Source organism: Bacteroidetes Order II. bacterium (assembly GCA_016788705.1).
In the GTDB taxonomy this organism is placed as follows: Bacteria; Bacteroidota; Rhodothermia; order Rhodothermales; family UBA2364; genus UBA2364.
The window spans coordinates 206,435-227,923 of the sequence record JAEUSQ010000018.1 but is presented as its reverse complement, the minus strand read 5'-3'; the positions used below and the strand labels follow the sequence as shown (position 1 = coordinate 227,923).

At 46.4% G+C, this 21,489-nt stretch carries 19 protein-coding genes; 4 read left to right on the top strand and 15 right to left on the bottom strand.

Features of this window, described 5'->3' with window-relative positions; translation table 11 throughout:
* Positions 1–27: 27 nt before the first annotated feature.
* The 6 genes from JNN12_04750 to JNN12_04725 form a co-directional block, all read right to left on the bottom strand.
* Positions 28–546, bottom strand: coding sequence for a hypothetical protein (locus JNN12_04750; protein MBL7977629.1), 519 nt, complete (start codon positions 544–546; stop codon positions 28–30).
* A 57-nt stretch (positions 547–603) separates the two neighbouring features.
* The gene (locus tag JNN12_04745; GenBank protein MBL7977628.1) at positions 604–864 is read right to left on the bottom strand and encodes a hypothetical protein; all 261 of its coding nucleotides are present in this window, start codon (positions 862–864) and stop codon (positions 604–606) included.
* A gap of 282 nt (positions 865–1,146) precedes the next feature.
* A complete protein-coding gene (gene cmr1, locus JNN12_04740) occupies positions 1,147–1,965 on the bottom strand; it encodes a type III-B CRISPR module RAMP protein Cmr1 (protein ID MBL7977627.1) in 819 nt (272 codons plus the stop codon).
* Between the two features lie 240 nt (positions 1,966–2,205).
* Complete coding sequence (cas6, locus tag JNN12_04735) at positions 2,206–2,505, bottom strand: CRISPR system precrRNA processing endoribonuclease RAMP protein Cas6 (protein MBL7977626.1); 300 nt, start codon at positions 2,503–2,505, stop codon at positions 2,206–2,208.
* Between the two features lie 27 nt (positions 2,506–2,532).
* Positions 2,533–2,838, bottom strand: coding sequence for a hypothetical protein (locus tag JNN12_04730; GenBank protein ID MBL7977625.1), 306 nt, complete (start codon positions 2,836–2,838; stop codon positions 2,533–2,535).
* A 333-nt stretch (positions 2,839–3,171) separates the two neighbouring features.
* Positions 3,172–4,518 carry a hypothetical protein gene (locus JNN12_04725; GenBank protein ID MBL7977624.1) on the bottom strand — a complete coding sequence of 449 codons (1,347 nt, stop codon included), beginning with the start codon at positions 4,516–4,518 and terminating at the stop codon, positions 3,172–3,174.
* 281 nt (positions 4,519–4,799) lie between these two features.
* On the opposite strand from JNN12_04725, the gene JNN12_04720 reads away from it, so the two are divergent.
* Positions 4,800–7,361 (top strand): zinc-dependent metalloprotease, encoded by a 2,562-nt coding sequence (locus tag JNN12_04720; protein MBL7977623.1) that lies wholly within the window; start codon positions 4,800–4,802, stop codon positions 7,359–7,361.
* 96 nt (positions 7,362–7,457) lie between these two features.
* On the opposite strand, the gene JNN12_04715 is transcribed toward JNN12_04720, so the two are convergent.
* The 6 genes from JNN12_04715 to JNN12_04690 form a co-directional block, all read right to left on the bottom strand.
* Positions 7,458–9,083: an FAD-dependent oxidoreductase gene (locus tag JNN12_04715; protein MBL7977622.1), complete on the bottom strand. Its 1,626-nt coding sequence runs from the start codon at positions 9,081–9,083 to the stop codon at positions 7,458–7,460.
* A gap of 60 nt (positions 9,084–9,143) precedes the next feature.
* Complete coding sequence (locus JNN12_04710; GenBank protein MBL7977621.1) at positions 9,144–10,253, bottom strand: acyltransferase; 1,110 nt, start codon at positions 10,251–10,253, stop codon at positions 9,144–9,146.
* Entirely contained in the window at positions 10,250–11,260 is a 1,011-nt protein-coding gene (locus JNN12_04705; GenBank protein ID MBL7977620.1) for a transporter substrate-binding domain-containing protein, read from the bottom strand. The genes JNN12_04710 and JNN12_04705 overlap by 4 nt, the downstream gene beginning before the upstream one ends.
* A 110-nt stretch (positions 11,261–11,370) precedes the next feature.
* A complete protein-coding gene (miaA, locus tag JNN12_04700; protein ID MBL7977619.1) occupies positions 11,371–12,234 on the bottom strand; it encodes a tRNA (adenosine(37)-N6)-dimethylallyltransferase MiaA in 864 nt (287 codons plus the stop codon).
* 5 nt (positions 12,235–12,239) lie between these two features.
* Positions 12,240–13,697, bottom strand: a complete 1,458-nt coding sequence (locus JNN12_04695; protein ID MBL7977618.1) for an aminopeptidase P family protein — start codon at positions 13,695–13,697, stop codon at positions 12,240–12,242.
* A 57-nt stretch (positions 13,698–13,754) separates the two neighbouring features.
* Entirely contained in the window at positions 13,755–14,825 is a 1,071-nt protein-coding gene (locus JNN12_04690) for a phosphotransferase (GenBank protein MBL7977617.1), read from the bottom strand.
* A 299-nt stretch (positions 14,826–15,124) separates the two neighbouring features.
* On the opposite strand from JNN12_04690, the gene JNN12_04685 reads away from it, so the two are divergent.
* A complete protein-coding gene (locus JNN12_04685; protein MBL7977616.1) occupies positions 15,125–15,391 on the top strand; it encodes a hypothetical protein in 267 nt (88 codons plus the stop codon).
* A 33-nt stretch (positions 15,392–15,424) separates the two neighbouring features.
* Positions 15,425–15,631, top strand: a complete 207-nt coding sequence (locus JNN12_04680; protein MBL7977615.1) for a hypothetical protein — start codon at positions 15,425–15,427, stop codon at positions 15,629–15,631.
* A gap of 58 nt (positions 15,632–15,689) precedes the next feature.
* On the opposite strand, the gene JNN12_04675 is transcribed toward JNN12_04680, so the two are convergent.
* The 3 genes from JNN12_04675 to JNN12_04665 form a co-directional block, all read right to left on the bottom strand.
* The gene (locus tag JNN12_04675; protein ID MBL7977614.1) at positions 15,690–16,496 is read right to left on the bottom strand and encodes a 5'-methylthioadenosine phosphorylase; all 807 of its coding nucleotides are present in this window, start codon (positions 16,494–16,496) and stop codon (positions 15,690–15,692) included.
* Positions 16,497–16,581: 85 nt separating this feature from the next.
* Complete coding sequence (locus JNN12_04670) at positions 16,582–17,064, bottom strand: sporulation protein (protein MBL7977613.1); 483 nt, start codon at positions 17,062–17,064, stop codon at positions 16,582–16,584.
* Positions 17,065–17,653: 589 nt separating this feature from the next.
* Positions 17,654–19,990, bottom strand: coding sequence for a hypothetical protein (locus JNN12_04665; GenBank protein MBL7977612.1), 2,337 nt, complete (start codon positions 19,988–19,990; stop codon positions 17,654–17,656).
* Positions 19,991–20,115: 125 nt separating this feature from the next.
* Here JNN12_04665 and JNN12_04660 point away from each other — a divergent pair, with 125 nt between their 5' ends.
* A complete protein-coding gene (locus JNN12_04660) occupies positions 20,116–21,465 on the top strand; it encodes a hypothetical protein (protein MBL7977611.1) in 1,350 nt (449 codons plus the stop codon).
* Positions 21,466–21,489: the final 24 nt, after the last annotated feature.

The following is a 21,489-nucleotide window of genomic DNA, read 5'->3' as shown; positions in this document are numbered from 1 at the left end:
CGCACTGCTTCTTCTTTGAACGCCCTGTCATACTTGCGCCGCAACCGGTTCGCACTTGCAGGACTTAATGCTTGTTCTTGTTTCTTCATGACACAATATTAAGTTAGATTTGTGTCCGCCTAAATCAGACCACCTCAGGTGTACCAAGCCATCCTTTCTGTTGATGGTCTTGAATTTTTTATACCTCCCCCAAGCAGCAGCCACCGTCAAGGCAAAAGCGATGCAAGCGGCAAGAATGAGCAGACACCGCCTTTCAGCGGTCTTGAGGTTAACGGCTTCGATGTCGTACCCCTCACTCTTCAACTGCTTGAACATCCGTTCTATCTTCCACCTCATTAGGTATGTCTGGGCAATGGCTTTGCGACCTTTCAAGTTCGAGAGGAGAAAGAGGGTTTTGTCGGCTGCCTTGCGGTTCCTGTTGAGGCACATCACAAGTGTGTAGGGGATAGAAAGCAGTTCTATTGTCCTAGCCGAAACCTTTCCCGTGCGAAGGCATTTTGCCCAAGCCTTGTCGTATCGTCCGCCTTGTCCTGCATTGTAGACCACCTCATAATCTCCTTTTTTGAGGCGAATGATGAAGTTTAACTTATTGTCTATTACGGATTAAAACCAATCCTCGCCCACGTATTCCCGATCTGCAATCAGGGTCATTCCCTCTATGCAGAGTTTGCCCAAGACCCTTTTTATAAACGTAGTGCGCTCTTCTTGGTTGGAAGCGCCCGCTTTTTCAAGGTCTGCGAAATAGATGGGGATCGAGACACCGCGAACCAAGATGGAAAGCACGAGATAATGTATGTGACCACCGTTAAAATCCCACGTTGTCCCGTCAAGCAGCAACAGTCGGCAGCCCTTTGCTTTAAGCATTTGCACGAGCAATAGGCTGGCTTCCTCAAAAAAACGGGGTCGTTTCCGTAATCTTGAAAAAACCGGCAGAGGCGTTTGTAGTGGCTTGAAGGCGTAGTCGAATGGCCTGTCCTACGAAGGATATGCGACATCTTGAGTTTGAGCCGATTCAGGTTCACCGTCCGACAGATTTGTATCAAATGCACGATCAGGAATAGGTTCGAGTACGCCGCTCGGCCGTACTTCGAGATAAAGTCGTTATTCTTGCTGTGTAGCGAGGACATGAGGATCTTGGCTGTTTCACTACCTCAATAGTATGAAATTCCTACAACTCTTCCAAATGTCTAGTGGTATGGCGTGCCGCATTGAAACTTCGTAAGACTCTTTATGTTTAGCTTTTCCATGATGGGTGGCTTCACTCACCTTAAGAAGAAATGGGGCTACTTCTGTAGGGGTACCAATTTCGATTTCTTCAATTACTCCATAATCTTCAATACGTCCTTTAAAAATATTAACAATTAAGTTGTCCTCTCTTTTATAAAAAGGCGTCATAACAGAAATATATTTAAAGAGAGTGGGCATTGATATAGACTCTACACTTACGCTTCCCATACCACGTCTTACCCTTTTTCCAAGCTCGCCTAAAATACACGTTAGCCGAAATAAAGCATCCAACTTTTCCTGATCAAAGATTATTTCCTTTTCATTTTCTTTGGCACTGATCTTATATCCTTTCGGAAATCTAAAGATTACCTCAAAAGCAGAGCCAGTTGTAAACGCTTTTGCTTTCATAAAACGTTTATGTGGCACAAGTGCTTCTGACTGAATATCTACTTCTGTGGCCCGTATCTGAATGGAAAAAGAACTTCGTTGGGCATCTTGTCCTCCGCCTGCTCCTCCAAATATCTGGGTTTCACGGGTTTTTAGTCCGGTTCTGATGAATATCGTCTCATCCCTCCTTTTTTCAGTCCGATCTGTAAGGGGTAAATGCCCATTTAATGCACGCCACCAAAAACGCATAGCTCCTTTCAAACTGGAAGGTCGAAGTTCTGGTGTATCTCCATCAGCGCCAGTCAGGAACATAGGGCTAATGACTTCGCAGGTATAGGTTAAAGTTTCCATGTAGGCATTCTTGAAAAACGGATGAGGGAGAAGATGTTTTATGTATAAGTTTACAACAAAATTTGTGAAATTGCATACAAACAATATACCAAATCCCTCTCGCATTGTAAACCCCTAAATGCTATAAAAGTATATTCTTTGAAACTATTTTTACAACAAAAAAGCATAATAAAACACATAAAAATACCATTCAGCTGAGAGGGTCAACCGAAGTGGGTGGGGTGGTGGGGTACAATCGTTTTAGGCAGAAATCGGTGCTACATTTGAGACCGAGCACGTGTATCTTCCCAGTCCAAAGACGGCGGCATGGCCCATGTGGAGGAACTGTCCGGCGAGGAGTGCTGGCCAAAAAGGGGCGATATTGCCATAGAACGTAAGGTCTCCGGCAAAGCCCTCATTATCCAACTCGGTTTGGAGCCGAGCGGTATAGCGTCGTAGGTTTTTCCAGCGGGTGTTCCGGTGTATGGTAACCACGGCCTCGGCGTCGGCGAATGCGGCATTAAAGTCAAGTTCCCATATTTTGCCCTCATAGAAATACATCAGGTTCGAGATTCTCCGGTAGAGGGTTCAAATGATGTGGTGGAATTCGGGGATTCGGACTTGTTGGCGGTTGTGTTTCAGGTGTGTAGCGGTTAGAAAATGTAGCGTCAGCGTATCCGGTGCGGGTTCAAACAAAACACCACATGGACATTGTGAACGCAGCATACAGCCCTCGCAGGTCTCCATGCGGGTGAGGCAGACCAAGCGCCGGAATTGAGATCCAAATGCGCCACGCAAGACCGAAGCCACAAACGGACGCAGGTGCATCTCGGTGGTACAGCGGATTTCAAAGCGAAAAAATACCAAACGATAAATCGGGCATATGGGATGCACGCATGTATTTGGGGATTTGAAAGTATTTATACGGCTTCACTAAGGGCAACCACAATATAGTTCTGTTTTTAAGTAGGTGCAAGAACGTCGAATTCAATGTTTAAATTTTGTGTAGATGTAGTATATATAATGATTTAGGTTTTGAAAAATGTGTTAGTTGTTTCTGGCCTGACGAAGCAGAGAGGGCAATACTTTTTATGGCTGTATAGCGACTTGTTCTTCGGAAGATTGAGGGCGACACCCTTATTGGGGGTACATGAATTCCCCTTCGCCATGAAGCGTTCATCATTCAACGCATTAGAGGGCGTTTTGCAGGGGTTAGAAGCGATACCTTTAAGCGCCTGCCTTGGGGGAAAAGTCCTCGACCTCTCCTTTAAAACAGGATGCAGGGAGGCCTGCGCGGTTAACGAGGTTTGGCGTAGCGGTATTGTGCCATGCAAACCGGATTTGGACGGGCATGGCTAATGTGGTGGGTGAGGTGAGGATCACGGTATCTTGGAGAATTTCTGCATGAGTGGGGAAAAAGTCCCCCGATGGCCCGGCTAATTCAAAATGCGTGGGTGGTGCGCCGTCGCTGGTACAGAGGCCCAAGGCGTTTTCAAAATAGACCACAGTTTGTTCGCCTTTTCGCACGGCTTTGCGGAACATAGGGCCGGAGGTTAGGCCCATTTCTTGCTGGTAGTGGCTGTTCAGGGCCAGGTTGGCAAACCGAAGGCCCACGTCTTGCTTGTTCATGGGATGAATGTCTTGCACATTTCCGATGTCGCTCGTCACCACGAGGCCGCTGGCAGCCAATTTACTGGCCACGCGCCGTTGTGCTTCCCGAATCATCACCCCGGATTCGGGAATTTCGTAGTCATAGGGGGCAATTTGGGCAATAAAAAAGGGAAATACCTCGGCCCACTCTGTCCGCCAAGAGGTAATAAGCGTCTCTAACAATGCTTCATAAGCATAGGCATTTTCCACATTCGATTCGCCCTGATAATACAAGACGCCAGCGATTTTATAAGGCCACAGGGGTTGAATCATGGCGTTATAGGTTCTGCCCGGTTCATGAGGCCCCCAAAGGCGGGGTATCTGTTTTTTAGCGGCTTCGCGTAAAAATTCGTTGGCCATCAGTGCCTTTTCCGGTATCCAGACCTCGGCAGGTGTTCCGCCCCAAGCCGCTTGTATCAACCCAATGGGGACGTTCAGGACTTCTTGTAGCCGTCGTGCAAAAAAATAGGCAACGGCGCTGAAATTTTGCATACTGGCCGGAGTACAAACCTGCCACTTCCCCTTGAGGTGGTCTAACGGGATTTCAGAGGCATGGCGGGCCACGTTAAAAAAATGGATTTGCGGATATTGGGCGGCCTCCACTTCCAAACGGCCATTCAGAATGCCCATATTGGCACTCCACTCCATATTGGATTGCCCCGAACAAAGCCATACTTCGCCAATGAATACCTTTTGGAGGTGAAAGGTTTGGTGGCCATCTGTAATGCTCAGGGAAAACGGCCCGCCAGCACGCGGTGTGGCAAGGCGGAGGTTCCAAACCCCGTGTGCGGTGGTGGTGGTTTCTATGGTTTCGCTTTGCCAAGAAGCACTTACCCGAATCGTAAGGCCGGGTTCGGCTTTGCCCCAAATGGGCACCTTGGTTTGTTGTTGCAACACCATACCTTCCGAAAAATGTGCAGGCATCCAAAGAGTATTGGGTTTTTTTAACTTTAATAAAAACAAAGCTTTGTTGTATAAGGTTCGGAACATATAGGCACAAAAGCGAAGAATACGAAAAGGACGAAAGATGAAAAAACGTTTTGAAGATACTAATTGATTGGGTAAAACGCAGCAAAAATCCGATTGCTGAACAGGTCGAGATAAAGATCAGATTGATACGTGTAACCCAATCTTGGTAAATCCGTCCCCAAAATGAGGTATATTGTACTTCCTTACCTTTTTAATCTCACCCAAATACAAACCACATGAGTCGTACTATCAGCAAAATGATGTTTGGGCTGATGGTGTTGATCGCGGGTTGTTCGGGCGCCAAACCGACGCCTCCGACGCCACCTGCCACACAACCCGTTGCCTCTAATGCACCAAAGCCTGCCACCCCTGCAACGGCCACGCCAACTGCAGCCACGCCTCCGGCGGGGGCACGTCCGGGCACACCGGATACCGGTATCAAGCCGTATAAAGAAGTGATAACGGCGAAAGCCAAAACCGATAAAGGGCTGTTCTGGGTTCACGAAGTGGATGGAAAATGGTACTTTGAAGTGCCGGATTCGCTCCTGAACCGAGAAATGCTATTGGTGAGTCGTATTGCCAAAACCGCTGACAACTTAGGCTATGGCGGCGAGCAATCCCAAAATGAGCAAGTGATTCGCTGGCAACGCGCCGACAAAAAAATCTTGCTACGGACGATTAGTTATCGCAATACGGCTGCCGACAGCCTGCCCATTCGTAAGGCGGTAGAAGCGTCCAATTTTGAGCCGATCATCCGGGCCTTTGATATTCGTGCCTTCAACAGCGACACGTCTGCGGTGGTCATCGAAGCCACCCAATTGTTTACGCAAGACATCCCGATTTTGGGCCTGCCTTCGTTTCAGCGGACGCAGTTTCAGGTTAGGCGCTTGGATCCGGAGCGTACCATGATTGTCCGGATGAATAGTTATCCGATTAATGTTGAGGTGCGTCACATTTTGACGTATGATGCAGGTGCACCCCCCAGCCAATCTGCAACGGGCACGATTTCGGTAGAGATGAACCAATCCATGTTGCTACTCCCCAAAAAACCGATGCAACCGAGGCTTTTAGACAACCGTGTGAGCTATTTTTCTGTTTCCACCAGAGATTATGGGCTGGATGCCCAGCGTGCCGAAACCCGGACCTACATCAAGCGTTGGCGGTTAGAACCTAAGGATTGGAATGCTTGGAAACGCGGCGAGTTGGTAGAACCTGTTAAGCCAATTGTGTATTACATAGACCCCGCCACGCCCGAAAAATGGCGCCCATACCTGAAAAAAGGGGTGGACGATTGGCGGGTTGCGTTTGAAGCGGCTGGGTTCAAAAATGCCATCGTTGCCAAAGATCCGCCTACCGCAGAAGAAGACCCGGAGTTTAGCCCAGAAGATGCGCGGTATTCGGTAATCCGGTATTTTTCGTCGGATATTGAAAATGCGTATGGACCGAGTTTGGCGGATCCCCGTTCCGGCGAAATCATCGAGTCGGATATTGGATGGTATCATAACGTCATGAACTTGCTTCGGAACTGGTTCCTCATCCAAACCGCTGCTGTCAATCCAGAGGCCCGAAAAGTGAAGTTCTCGGATGAACTGATGGGCGAGCTGATCCGCTTTGTTTCGGCGCACGAAGTGGGACATACCTTGGGTCTGCCGCACAATATGGGAGCTTCTTCCGCTTATCCTGTGGACTCACTCCGCTCCGCCACGTTTACCAAAAAGCATTTTATTTCGCCCTCCATCATGGATTATGCCCGCTTTAATTATGTTGCGCAGCCAGAAGACAAAGGGGTGAATCTTTTTCCCGGCATTGGGGTCTACGACATTCACGCTATCCGTTGGGGATATCGTCCTATTCCAGAAGCAAAATCTGCCGATGACGAACGGTCGGTTCTTAATGCTTGGATTCGTGAAAAAGAAAACAACCGGATGTACCGATTTGGAAAACAGGGGGGGTATGATCCCTCTTCCCAGACCGAGGACTTAGGAGACGATGCGATGCGGGCCAGTGAATTGGGGATCCGGAACCTGAAGCGCATTCTCCCAAACCTACAAAATTGGACGAATGAAAGTGCGAAGGATTATAAAGACTTGGAAGAACTATATGGTCAGGTGGTGGGTCAATATCGCCGCTATATGGGCCATGTTTTGAACAACATTGGTGGGGTGCAGGAAGACTATAAAACCATGGATCAGGCAGGGGTGGTTTATTCGATGGTGCCTGCTGAAAAGCAAAAACGCGCCCTGCAATTTTTGATTGACCAATGTTTCAAAACTCCTATGTGGATGGTAGATCCTAATGTGTTGCGTCGTTTTGAAGGCACTGGGATGATGGAGCGGGTTCGGACAACCCAAGTGGGTGTTTTGAACCAAGTGTTGGATATTGCACGTATTGGGCGGATCATCGAAGCAAATGCGTTGGGCGAACCCGGTGGCCAATACACGGCGTTGCAGTTGTTGACAGATGTGCGTAATGGGGTTTGGACCGAAGCGGCTACGGGAGCTGCGGTGGATGCTTATCGCCGGAACCTACAACGTGGATATTTAGACCGGGCTGATGCCTTGATGAATACCAATACGGTGCCTGCGTTTACGCCTTCTGCCACGTTTAATCCCGCCAAAATTTTTGGTATTGGCGTCAATGCCAGCCAATCGGATGTACGGGCCTTGGTACGGGGTGAATTGCAAAAGCTCCAAAATCAGTTGCGGACAGCGCTCCCGAAGACCCGAGATGAACTTACCCGCTTGCACTACCAAGATGCCCTTGTTCGGATTGAAAAAATCTTTGATCCCAAAAATTGATCCCTTGTGTAACGGATTCCCAAAGGTAATCCCTTTATAAGAAAGCCCCGTATCTCGCGAGATATGGGGCTTTGGTTTGGTTTCTGGAGGCAAAAATCAGGAAGTGGCTGGTTTCCCAAGTTTTTCCAATATGCCTTCTGCGGCCCGGCGTCCCGTCTCGGCACCGCCGTTCATATAGCCTTGATAGTCAAGACTGGTGTGTTCTCCCGCAAAGTACAGGTTGCCCACGGGTTCAAATTCGGCGCCGGCAATGGTGGTGTATTGCCCCGGAAGATAGCAGGCATAAGACGTTTTCGCCCATTCATACGTGGGCCAGTGGAAACGGGCCGTCTGCCCATTGCGTGCCGCCGACGCGCCGGGGAAGGCTTTGTCCACACCAGCCATAAACGTATTGATATGGCTTTCGGGGGGGCCATTGCCAACTGTAACACCCGTTTTGCCGCCGGAAAACAAGGTAAGACCTCCAGAAGGGCCTGGTTGGAAGGCCGAGTTGTCCCAAGAAAGCTGGAATCCTTCGTCGGTGAAGGCTTCTCCGGAGTAATTTTTGCTATGCCATACGCGGTCTTTAAAACCGACATATAATTTGGCATTGGTTCCGTATCCCAATTCTTGGATGGCTTTCTTCTTAACCTCCGGTAGGGGAATCTGTAGGTCCACTTCACGTAATAAAGTAAATGGAATGGTAATCAGGGCCATTTCGGCTTCAACATCTTTGGTTGAGCCGCCAGTGGCAAAAGAAAGGATGTAGCCGCCATTTTTACCGGGTCTGATGGCCTCCAATTTATGGGAGATTTTAATTTGGGCCTGAAGTTTTTTGTACAAGGCGCGGGTAAGTTGTTCACTACCGCCGTCAATTTTAAACTGTTCGTCGCTTTCGCCAAAGATGCTAAAGCCCTCGGTGGTATCGGTACTGATGAGCCAGAGCAGGTTAAGTGCCGTTTGTTCTTGTGTTTCGCGTCCAAATTCAGTCACCCAGGCCACATCCAACAGTTTTCGGAACCACCCAGAAACACCAATACTGTCTAAATAAGCGGCAATGGAAAGTTTGTCCAATCGCTGGTCATCGGGCGAGAACTCTTTATAGGTGAAGTATTCACTGAGCTTATTGATGTCTTCGTCCATGCGGGCAGCAATTGGTTGGAAGGCTTTAATAACCTCCTGCTCGGTGTAATGGCGTCCATCAAAAAAGTAGGCATTTTTAAATCTCCCTTCTCCTTTAGGGTCTAAACGATCATTCAGTTTTAGTCCAAATTCGCTACACAGATTAATCATGTCTTCGTGGCCGGAATCAATAAATTCACCCCCCATTTCTGCATAAAGACCGGGGGCCGCCACATCCATTCCGGTAAAGATCCGCCCGCCTACCCGTCCACTGCCCTCATACACCACCGATTGGACACCTGCTTTTTGGAGGACATGTGCCGCATGAAGGCCCGCAATCCCCGCCCCTACAATGGCAATTTTAGCAATCTCGGTGGTTTTTTGTGTGTTTTCAGGTTTGTTTGTTGGTTCAGGCAAACAACCCACAATCCCAAGTGTGGCCGCACCCGCGCCCAGAGCCACAAATTCTCGGCGGGAAAGCAAGCGCTTGGCTTGTGCTTCATGGTAAAGGTCAAGCATTTCATCCGCTGGGGGAGTATGCTTTTTATTTGCGGCAATGGCCAAACGCATGGCGCGCCGCAACGAGGAAAAAAGGGGGGTATGGCCAGAAGATTTTTTCATATAAAGGGGATTTTGGGTGAAATGAAGATGGTTTGTAGAGAAAATAAGAAATTTGGTGTCTTAATCAACAGCCGATAAAGGGGTAATGCCCAATTTTGTCCGGATCCAGTTTCTGGATGGGCGCTCGATGCGGTGATAGGTGTGGTACGAAGCCCATAAAACAAATCCAATGAAAATCACAGAAATGCCCATTCGGTCTCCAATACCCATCCTCTCTGGATCACCCATACCGAGTATTTGTGGAACCAAGTATAAGACTGGTAAATGAATCATGTATAAGGCAAAGGAAATGTCTCCGAGAAACGTCAAGGCTTTGCGCAACATGCCCGTCTGTACAGACGATTGGTAGGCCAGCCAAGCCCAACAAGGCCATAAGGCAACCACAAGGGTATCGGTTGGAGCATATGTCATGACAATTAGTGTGATGACGGTAAATGATGGAAAAATCACCTTCACTAAAGACAACGGGAAGGTGAAAAAGGGATGTCGTGGAGAAAGAAGGGTGAATGCATACAAAGCCATGCCGATACCAAACCCAGACAGACCCCGCAATACCGCCCAGTCGAAGGTGATGTCTAAATTTTCTTTGGGATGCAGCCATTCCAAACACCCATACCCAAGAATGCCAACCGTAATTCCCACTATTGCCCCAACTTTTCCACATCTGTACAACACATGCCACAAAAAGGGGAACAATAAATAGGCTGCCCATTCGGTACTAATAGACCACGAGGGGATGTTCCAAGTGTTGCCAGAATGAAATCCCCAAGCCTGAACCATTAACAAGTGGGTGGCAATGGCTTCTTCTACATAAATGCGGCCATATTCCCTTGGTTTACCAAACCCCCAGACATTTAAGGCATACCAAGAAACCAAAAGGAAAAGCGTGAATAGGTGTAGCGGATAAATCCGTGCAAAGCGTGCTTTTAGATAGGAAAAAAAAGTTTGTAAGGATATAGCTTCTTTAAAATGTTTGCCATATAGATAGCCGATGAGAAAGCCGCTGAGTACGAAAAATAAGTCCACCAACAAATATCCACGTAACAAAGGCCGAAGCCAGAGCGGGTGTACTTCTGGGAATAAATAAATCTTTACGTGGAACAAAACAACCCACACAGAGGCAATCCCCCTAAGCTGATGAAAGCCGGGTATGAATGCCGGCTTCATCATGGCATCTGCAACGAAAACCCAGGCTTAATGAGGTTGGGGTTCGGAAGCCGTTTTTTATTCAATTCCCAGATTTCTTTCCATTTTTTTGCGTCTCCTAATTCCGTTTGTGCAATCTGAAGCAGGGTATCGCCGCCTTTTACCACATAAGCCTTGGAGCTTGTGGGGAGGTCTTCCACTTCGACGGCTTCACTTTCGAGATACGCTTTTACGACCCGTTCATACGAGGCCGATGTAAGGAAGGATGGTAATAATTTATTGAGCGTATTTTTTAAGTCTGCACTTCCTTTTGCCATCCCAATGGCATATTCGGTTGTGTTCAGGTTAAGTTCGACAATCCTAAGATCCGGAAATTCAAGTACTTCTTTGGCGGCAAACGGATAGTCGTAGATGACGGCATCTACACTGCCATCATTGAGGTTACGCAACCAACCCACTCCTTGGTATTTCGACAAAGAACTATAACCTGGAATGTTTTCTTTCACCCAATCGGCGGCGGCGGGATCGTCGTAGATGCCAATTTTTTTGCCCTTTAATTGCCGTATATTTTGGATGCCACTTCCTTTTTTGGTGATCAGACAGAATCCAAATTCCAAATATCCATCCGACCAATCTACCCCTTCGATGCTATCGTCGGGGATGTAGCCGCTCATGAAGACATCTACTTTACCACTTTTGGCCAATTCGGGAAGATAGTCATACAAGGCTTCAACCACTTCCACTTTGTCCACACCCATTCGTCCTGCAAGGCTTTCGATCACTTCCATATCAAAGCCTTGCTTGCGGCCCTCTTGTTCAAAATACATAGGCGGGGATTCTGGCTCCATTCCAACCCGTAGAACACCGCGTTGCCGAATTTGTTCTAAGGTGACTTCCGGAGCTGGAGTTCCATCGGTTTTTGCCGTTTCGGTGTTGTCATTTGGACCTTTAAAGTACCAAAATGCTGCAATGGACAATAAAATGAGCAGAAAGAACAAAGGCCATTTGCCTGAATATGAAAGGTTGTTCATGATGCAAAATGGTTTAATGAGCGAATGGTTTAATATAGCACCAACACGTTAGAAGTCAAAATTACCGTTTAGATACGATGATCGTTTAAGTCTATTGATTTGCAAAAGGTTTAGTGCAACTGAAGTTGTTGATCGAATCGCCTAAACCATGTTATTTGCCGCTTGGCATAGTTTCGGGTATGCTGCTTGAGCAAGGTTACCATTTGGTCATACGGCAGTGTCCCTAAAAGATAAGCGATGGGTTCTTGATACCCAATGGTCTTGAGTGCATTGATTTCAGGACTAAATCCAGCGTGTAATAGTTCTTGTACCTCCTTTATCAACCCATCTTGCAGCATTTGATCCACGCGCAGATTGATTCGTTCATACAAGGTTTTCCGCTCACGGGCGAGTACTGTAACGTCGAAAGTGAAGGGTGGACGGTGTTGCTGTTGATGGAAAAAGGACAAGGGTTTTCCAGTACCGCGTGCTACTTCTAAACCGCGAATCAATCGTTGGGTTTTGGTGGGGTCTAACGTCTGGGCAAAGACTGGATCCGTCAATACGAGTTCTTGATAGAGGGCGTGGTTTCCTCGTTCGGTCAATTCTGTCATCAGGTGATTGCGGATGGCAGGGTCCACTTCGGGAATTTCGGCTAGGCCATCAATCAAGGCTTTGAGGTATAACGTGGAGCCTCCACAAACGATTGGGTTTTTGCCGCGTGTAAAGATGTTGGTCAGTCGTGCATTGGCTTCGTTGGCAAAAATACCAGCAGAATAGGGTTCTGAAAGGTTTTTTTCACTGATAAAATGATGCGGAACCGCCTTTAGTTCCTCTTGGGAAGGTTTGGCGGTCCCGATGTGTAGTTCCTTAAAAACTTGTCGGCTATCTGCCGAAACAATTTCTCCGTTATTGCGAAGGGCGTATTCGATGGCATAGGCGGTTTTTCCCACAGCCGTAGGCCCAACAATCACCTGAATCGGGGGAAATTCCATTCTATTTATCGCTTGATGCTAGCCGTTGTTCGGGTATAGGTTTGTAAAATACCCGGCTCGGCCATCAAACGTTCAATTTCGTCTATTTCCATGGGTACAAAATCTGAAAGGATGTCTGCTCCCGTCTCTGTAATGACGATCATGTCTTCGAGTCGGATATAAATCAATTCCTCTGGTACGCGCAGGGCGGGTTCAATCGTAAATACCATACCAGGTTTTAAGGGGCCATTATAACTCCCCACGTCGTGTGTGGCCATTCCTACGCCGTGTCCGAGGGTCGTAAAGGCATTAAACGAGCCTGCTCGGTACGTAAACACAAAGTTTCGGGCGCCTTTTTCGTATTCGGGCTTAGAGAACGTGGTTTTTTCTAAGAGGGCCTCCATCTCGGCCACTGCTTTGGCCCTGATTTGGCTTGCGGTTTGATTGGGTTTTATGTGTCTTAAAATGGCTTTATAACAAGCCAAATAAAATCCATATAATTCACGTTGCCAAGGGCTAAACTTACCATTGACGGGAAACATTCGGGTAACATCACTCATATAGTAGCCATAATCGGGCGCATAATCCATGAGCAGGAAGTCGCCATCTTTCATCACACGTTGTCCGGCGTTGTAATGAGGAAAAAAGGCATTATGTCCACTTGCCACCAAAGAATAATAGGCATCTCCAATGGCCCCTTCGCGGTAGAAAATAAATTTAGCAACGGCATCCAACTCTAATTCCTTCATCCCTGGTTGGACCGATCTCATGCTTTCCATCAGCGCCAATCCACTAAGAAAGGTGGACTTTTTAATTAGCTCCAATTCTACAGGGCTTTTAATAAGGCGCATTTCATCCATTTTAGGATTCAGATCCCGGAGTTCAAACATGGGGAATCGTTCTTTGAGCAAAGCAATAAAACGGTTCTCGGCGCTGGGGCGTCCATCCCACGGGTCCGAGTACAAGTCTGCATGGACCCTTAAACCCATGTCTCGGCTTTCGGCAAATCCTTCTCCCGGTTGAAAAGGCGTCCAGAGGGTATAGGGTTTTCCGCGTCTCGCTACGCGGCCCAGCCATTCCGCAAAAAGATCGGTGCTATAGACGCCATCAAACTCCTGTGTATCGCGCAGCCAATCGGCATCTTCTGCCGAGAGCATTTTGCCCTCGCTGCGTTCCCGCGCCTCATTTCTATTGGGGAGGAACAGAAACGATTGTCTTGTATTGCCGTCCATTACGAGGATGGCATGAGGAACTTCTATCCCGCTAAGGTAATAAAATTCATTTGTTTGCCTAAAGCGGGTAAAGCCTCGCGGGCTGGGGGCACCTTTTAGGACTGCAATGCCCTCGCTACCGATCTGGCGGATAATTTCGTTGCGGCGGGCAGTAAATTCCGGGGCTTGAAAATCAGGCCGGATCAATGGAACGTCCACTTGGGACCATACCGATATCGGAATCAGGCAAAAAATGTACAGGAATTTTTTCATTGGAATTCGGGATTGATTGAAGTGGAGACAGGTCCAATATATAACTCCTTTGCTTGTTTAAAAATAGGGGATGTGAAAGGGCGAAAACATTTGTTGCAATGATAGATCGTTTTCAAGTAAACAGTTGGTTGCGAACTGAAGGGCTTCTTGTTGCACAGGATGATGAACCGAAAGGCCCTCATACGCTGAACCAGACCGAAAGGCCCCTATGGTTCGCGCCATAATTTCTGCCCCCAAGTGCTGAATGGCACGCAGCTGCTGATTAAGATCAAACACTGGATTTTGGTAAAAATACATTTCTATGAAACCCTGCCAAAATTGTTGAATGCGCATTCTAAAGTGAGGATTTTGATTGCGGTGATAAAGCATCCAAAGGTGGGCCGCAAGGTGTCCAACATCTTGTGCTGGTTGACCATAATGCGAAAGTTCCCAGTCTATCACTGCAAGCCCCTGTGCAAGGACTAAGAGGGAGGCGGGCCATAAATCGCCCATGATAAGACAAATCCCCTCCTGCAAAAAGACTTCTCCCAAGTGGTGTGCAGCCGCTTGTATTTCAGGTGCATGAGGTAACTTGTGGGTAAGGGCTTGCTGCCCAATGAAACGATACTGAATTTCAAATCGGGTCTCTTGAACGGTGCAGTTGTTATGATTAAGGAGTAAATATTTGTTTTTTAATGTCGAAAGGTGTAATTCTTTAATAAATAAGCCTAAATTTTTGCCTAAAACTGGATCGAATCCTGCTTGTACATTTGCTGAACCTAAAGCGGGAGATGGTCCAAAATCGCTCAAGACCAACACCGCCGAAGGGGCATCGTGTGCCAAAACCACTGGCAGATGAATTTGGGGATTATGGGGAAGGGAAGGGGGGGGCGTGTTTAAAAACGTCAGGGCTTGTCTTTCAAAGTGGTGCCGATCTTGATTAAACGGGTGTTTGGGTGCAGCAGCAATAAAAGGGGGGGTTTGTTTGACGATAACCGAGTTTGGAAAAATACCCCAGCGCCAAACGTAGTTGAGGTTGCCACCCGAAAGCGGCGTCCAGATTGGCGGTAATGCCTTATTGGAAAAAACCGACTGGGCTTTTTCTAAGTTAAAAAGATCAAAGGTCAAGGGAAGCGTATGGGTAGGCATGGTTTTTACCTTGTAGCTGAAAAGCACGAAATAGTTTAATTAAGGTAGGTGTTTTTGTTTTTCTCAAAATATTTTTTAAAAAATGACAGGTTACGTTGAAAATTATTGATACTTCATTTAAACTTTTCTTTTTGGCGCTGAATCTTAGACACGTCCTTAATCCAAAAATAGAATAAAATGAGCCTTCATCTGGAATGTTCCACATTTAGTGATGCAAGATGCACTTGATCCCTAAACCCTTTAAAGAAACTAACCGGGAAGATTTTTCCCATTCCCTACATACCCACACCCAAAAACATATGAAAACCCAAAAAATGACCTTGGCAGAATTTGCTGCGCAAAACGAAGTACAGGTTTTATCAAATGATGAATTGGCGGAAGCACAAGGTGGTGCTTGGATTGCAGCCGTCGGTTGGGCCATTGGTGCAATTAGCGCTGGTGTTGCAGGTTACTTCGCTTCTCAAAATACTGGCATCAGTGCAGCGCAGAGTGTTTGTAATAATGCTCTAATGAGTGGACAAGCCGCTTCAGCGTCTTCCAAAAATTTTTCTTGTCAGGTTAAATAAGAAATTACCCTATTACCTCTAAGGCACTCAATTATGAAAACGAACAACATCTTCAAAAACGAAACAGAGATCAAGGTTCTTTCTGAAAAAGAACAAAAGGAAGTTACTGGCGGTTTTATGCCTCCTACGCCTTCGCCATACAGACCAAGCCAAGCAGATCTACAATACATGCTGGATCGCCTCCGCGAAATGAATGAAAAAAACCGCTGGCTTCAGCAGCAGCGCAATATGATCCGATGAGTTGTTGATCAATAGAAGTAATAGTAAAGGTCGGAGCAATATACTTCGGCCTTTACTATTAGAAACGAAAAAGGTGATTTCTAAATGGAACGGGCGTCCCTTCCTCGATAAACCATTGCACCGCATTTTCTAATCTTTCGCGGGCGGTGTCCAATGTTTCCTGAATGCTTCCATCTGGCGGATTTTGCACGTCTGGAACCGAATATTTGTGTCCAACCACCAAACCCGCACATGGAATTTCTAATTCATTTGCCAAAACAACTTCTGGGGCCAACGTCATCGAGTTGACTTGTGCCCCCATTGCCGCCCAATAACGATTTTCAGCCGGCGTTTTGGTTCTCGGTCCACCTGCATAGGCAAAAGTTACATTCATGAAAATTTCTGACTGAAGCGGTGTAAAGTGCTGAATTAATTGAAGGGTTAATGCCTTCGAAAAAAGCCCTTCATTCAAGACCAAATGCCCTTGCTGGGGAGTAGGGTGTGGGAACATGGTACAAGTATTGCCATCTGGTAAACGATTTTCAGGATAGAGCAAGTCTTTCAGAAATAATATTTTATATAGGGGCAAGTCTGTTGTCATAACCCCAACAGAACTGGTTATTAGCAGTGCTTGGCAGTTGACCATTTTAAGGGCATATGCGTTCGCCCGGTAGTTAATTTGGTTGGGAAGGAAGCGGTGTGGTGAACCATGCCGGAATAGCACCCAGGCAACTTTGTTTTGTAATGGAACTCGGTGCAAAACAGTTGATCCAAAGGGGGTTTTAAACGGAGTTTCGACCAATTCCCATTTCTGGAAGGTCGCTGAATGGAATGAACTACCCAGAATGACGGCAATGGAAGGAGCATTGATTGGAGGAGGATACATCGGTTTTACAATAGGAAAAGCCCACAAGGGGCTTGGTGTATAAGAAAGGGGGGGATGCTTATCAGGGGTCAAGACATAGGAATCATTATACCCTCATGATTTTAACCGTTTGACTAGGATCCAAGGCTACATTCGCCAGATCAATTTTTACCGTAAGCAGAAATTCATCACGGGTAAAACTGTCTTCTGCATGTTTAAACATCCTTCCTACCATTCCGTCTTTTTCCTTCATCCGCTCGCTGAAGGTTTTTTCGTAAAAGAAGGGCACTTCAAATGGCAACTGAATTTCTTCGTCCTTACTAATAGAAGACGGTGCGTTTACCTGTATTTTCCCCATGGGTGTCTTCTTCGTTCGTGAGCTTTCATAGCCTTCACTATCACGATGGGTGTAATCCGACTCACGGTAAAACTCAAGGATAACAGATTTAATGACTTGATCCGAAACTCCCTTCATTTTAATGATTCCTGTAACAGTCCGGTCTGTCACCAAAAAAGTAGGTTGTGCTTCCAGCGACAACTCGATGGTGTTCATGCCAAGAAATTTCTTGGCTTTGTCAAAAAAACTCATTTGCGCTTTGGATTGTGGTTTTGGAATTAAGGTAAAGAAAGGGAGTGGTGTATGGTGGGCGGATACCCCCTCTCTTCTGTGGTTGTATTTGTATCTTAGAGACCTTTGGTATCCAAGGTACCTGGGTTGATTTTAGTGCCACAGTAAGTAGATGCACCTTCAAATAAATTAGTGCTTTAACCTCAATTTTACAAAAAAAATCTAAGTACATGACAAAAGTATTAAAAACGTTGTTATAGCCCAATTTGTTGAACAGGGCGGCTCTGATGGAATGGAAGGCAAGCGTAAACTGACTTATTACTTTACGTTGTTGGGTCTTCATGACGCAAAATTAAGTTAGATCTGTGTCTGGCTAAATCAGACCACCTCAGAACCGTTTTACCCAAGTATTGACACCAACATAAGACATGCCTAAGATAGCAGCAACATCTTCTGAATAACGTCCTTCAGCTTTGAGTAAAATTAGGTGGCAACGCTTGCGAAAGCAGTACGCTCTATATACAATAATTTACTTAACCCACTTAAGCCATTGTATATTTTAAATATGGCTGTTTTTTTCATGATCTATGATGCTGAAAAACTCAATTCCTCAGTTTGCTCTTTTTCCAAACCATTCCTTGACCACCTGTTCGGCAGGTTTGCCATTTGGGGTAAAATCAGGGTCATTTGGCCCACCATAGTCCAAAAAGGATGGCCATTTCCACCAAAAATACCCACCCAGCCAAGATTGGTTGTGCAGTGCGGTAAGTAGTGCCTGATAACTTCGGCGCTGGTGTTCCAGATTCACCTTCTTGCCGTCGGCATATTCCCAAGGACGAATCCAGGGGGTATCGGTGGCCGTAAAACCGACCTCTGTAAACACAATTTTCTTTCCGAACCGTTCGGATATACTTTGGAAAAACGAATTCTCTGCTCTTGCACCGGCCAATAGTTCGGCATCGCTGGCGTCAGCTTTTTGGGCTAAGGTTTTGTAATTATTAATCCCAATAAAATCTAATTCATCCCAGAAAGATTTATGATCAAAGCCGCCATCCCAATTTGCGGCCACCGTCATTTTCCCGGAATAAAGGCTTCTTAGCCGCCGAAAGAGGGCAATCCAGCGGTGTTCGTGGCCCTTGGTTGCCTTGCCAAATTCGGTGGCCACGCACAAAATTGGGATTTGGTACATCTCGGCCAGTAAGGCATAGTGACGAATCCAATGCTCATAGTGTTCAAAAAAAGCATTCCAATCAGCCTCCGACTGCATTTCAACCTCGCCTGGCCAGGATCGCGGAATCCAAACTTGTGGTTTCAATAAGACCGACATGCCTATTTCACGGGCATGGCTGGCTACGGTAATCACCGCCTCGTCGTTTTCCTCGTCTGCACTGCGTGAAAACCGGAAGGGAGTAGGCTTTTTAGGGTCCCTCATGAAGGAGTAGGGGATGACGGCAATGGAATTTGAACCAATCTGATGTAATGCGGAGATGGACTCGGTGGCTTGGCGCGAGATATAGCCATTATAGATGCCATACCCTTCGTGGCCAAAATTAAAACCTTGTAAAAAAGGGCGTGGTTGTTCGTACTGAGACTTGATGGTTTGGGTAATCTGTTCAAATTTTGGATTTTGTCGCTGGACAAAGGCCAAGAATTTGGGGGATAAGACCCGTTCTTCTGCCGGCGTGGGTAACCAATTTGCATACCGAGACAGAAAAGCCTCGCGCCCCCATTCTTCCACAAGGAAAGCCACCAATGCACCAGCTGCGGGCGGGTAAATTAAGTCCGAGTCGGTAAGCAATACTTCATTATTAACCAGTTCTGAAATCGTTGGCAGGTAGCCGGATTGTGCGAGGCGGGCAGACCAATAGGCATACCCATGTCGGTGCCAGTTTTTAGAGAAGTACATAGCCAACCCCAACTCCAGCGCCAACGTTTTGGGTTGGCCCAATTGATGCCGAATGAGTTGTCGACCATCTATTAATCCGTTATTACAAATCAAAAAATCATCCAATACTGAATAAACCTCAAAAGAAATGTCATCATCTTCTTTGTACGCCCGGCTCATCCGTTCGGGGCGTACAAAGCCATGCGTAGTACAATTTACCTCGCTGGTGGCCAGTCCCTTGTCTTCAAACGTTTTGTAGAGGTAATACCGGAATTTGGGATGGGGTTTTATAGCACCCGTAAACGCCTCGATGTGTTGATAAGCGGCTTCACGTTCTTGCGATAGGGTTATAAACGACTCCGGGCCTCGTTGGTCTTGTGCCCCAAAAAATTGATAATGTGCGGTTTCGAAGGTGGGTTTTTCTTCAAAATATAGATGCCGTATCAGTGCAGGGTCTAACGCCCAGCGGGTTGCGGGAGTTTGGGAGAACATACCGAAGAGGGAGGCTTTATCGTGATGAAAAACCTGAAAGTCTCCACGGACTTCGATCGTTTTTCCCTGAAGGATAGCCTCGTCGGTGTTCCCTGTAATGACATAAACTGGAATTTTCGGATTAGATGGGTTAGGGTATAAAAAATGCAAGCGGTCTTCGGCATGTGGGAACACATCGTCATGGATAAAAAATTGGCCCGTTTCAAATTTGAATGGGGTATGTGGTAAAACTTTTTGTAGCAATCTGTTGGCGTTTGGAGTACCGACAAGATACACCCTACGATTGGTTAAGGTGTCCCAATTTACTTCGGTGTCGGCCTTGATCTCAAAATCAAACCAAGGGGTTTCCGCATCAATTGCTTCCACCATTTGTTTATAACGGCTTGCAACGGCCTGATTCCCGGTGCCATATACCAAAACCGGCTTAGGGCCACCACGTTCGCGGCGGAGCAATTCACGTCGGCTGGGCCAATCTGGGTGTCCGCTATTGGGTGTAGATTTGAATACCCAAAACCAGATAATCACCATTAGGGGAATCAAAAGAAAAGCAAGGGTGTATAACCGATTCATTTGTTGCCTATTTTAAGAACTTAACTGATCTAAACACATTATCCGCGTTAAGATGTTACATCTTCTTTGATATACATTGATTGATGTCACACAACAAACGGTATAAGCGTAATGAAGATAACAATATGATGAAAAAAAATATTCACTTTTTTTGGCTGCTTACATTTGTAATGATTGGTTGTGACCAAAAAAGTGACAATGAATTTGATGATTCCTCCAGTTGGCGGTCTATCCAAACCCGTATTTTAACGCCTAAATGTGCCAATTGCCACGTTGCCGGGTCCAGTTTTGCAGAACAATCGGGCTTGGTCCTAACCGAAGACGTGGGGTATGCGGAAACGGTAAGTCAACAGGTGAAAAATGCTGCTGCCCAAAAAGATGGATTGGAAATGGTGGGTACACAGGGCTTACCAAGTGTGTATAAAAGTTTCTTTTGGGAAAAAATTAACTATCCTGACGAAGATCACTTTTATAACGACCACCCCAATTATGGCAGTTTGATGCCTCTCGGAGGAGATCCGCTGACCAATGGCGAACTGGAACTTATCCGGCAATGGATTGTGGCTGGCGCACCCAAAGAGGGTAAAGTGGTGGATTTAAAGGTTTTGGAAGACACCCGTAGGTACGAGCGGCCTGCTTTCCGGCCTTTAGAGAAGCCCGAACAAGGCTATCAGCTAAAGTTGGGGCCTTTTGAGGTTGCCCCTAATTTTAATCGCGAGTTTTTTGTGTATCAACAGGTAGGAAATCCGACCGATGTATATGTAAAAAGAATGGAAATCGAGATGCGTTCAGGGAGCCATCACTTCTTGATTTATAATTTCAGGGCGAATACGCCCTCTTCTGTGATGCCCAAAGAAGGATTGGTTCGGGATATTTGGGATGCAAATGGTGGGTTCTTAATGCAAAATGCCATCGCGATGCAATACCATACCTTTTTTTGGGGGACCCAATGGCCGAGACTCAATTATACTTTTCCAGAAGGGGTCGCTTTAAAAATGCCAGCAAACAGTGGTTTCGATCTTAATTCCCATTATGTAAACCGATCTAAGGAAAAAATTGTCGGTGAAGTCTATGCCAACTTGCATACGGTGGATAAATCACAAGTAAAATACGAAGCAGGGATTTTGGACTTAAACAATACCAATATTTTCTTGCCACCGAATCAAAAAACAACCTTACAGAAAAGTTTTACTTTTAATAAACAAACCCGTATTGCGATGCTGTTTAGTCATGCGCACCAACTGATGTCGGAGTTTAAGGTTTTTGTGGAAGGTGGGGTCAATAATGGAAAGATGATTTATTATGCCGACGATTGGGAGCATCCGCCCATCTTGACATTCAATGACCCTTTGGTCTTAGAAGCGGGCACCAAACTAAGGCTGGAAGCCACCTACAACAATAATACCAACCGAGCTGTTTCTTTTGGCCTGACCGCCGATGACGAGATGATGATCCTTTTTGGGTATTATTACTAAATAAAAAAACTGATATAGTTAAGA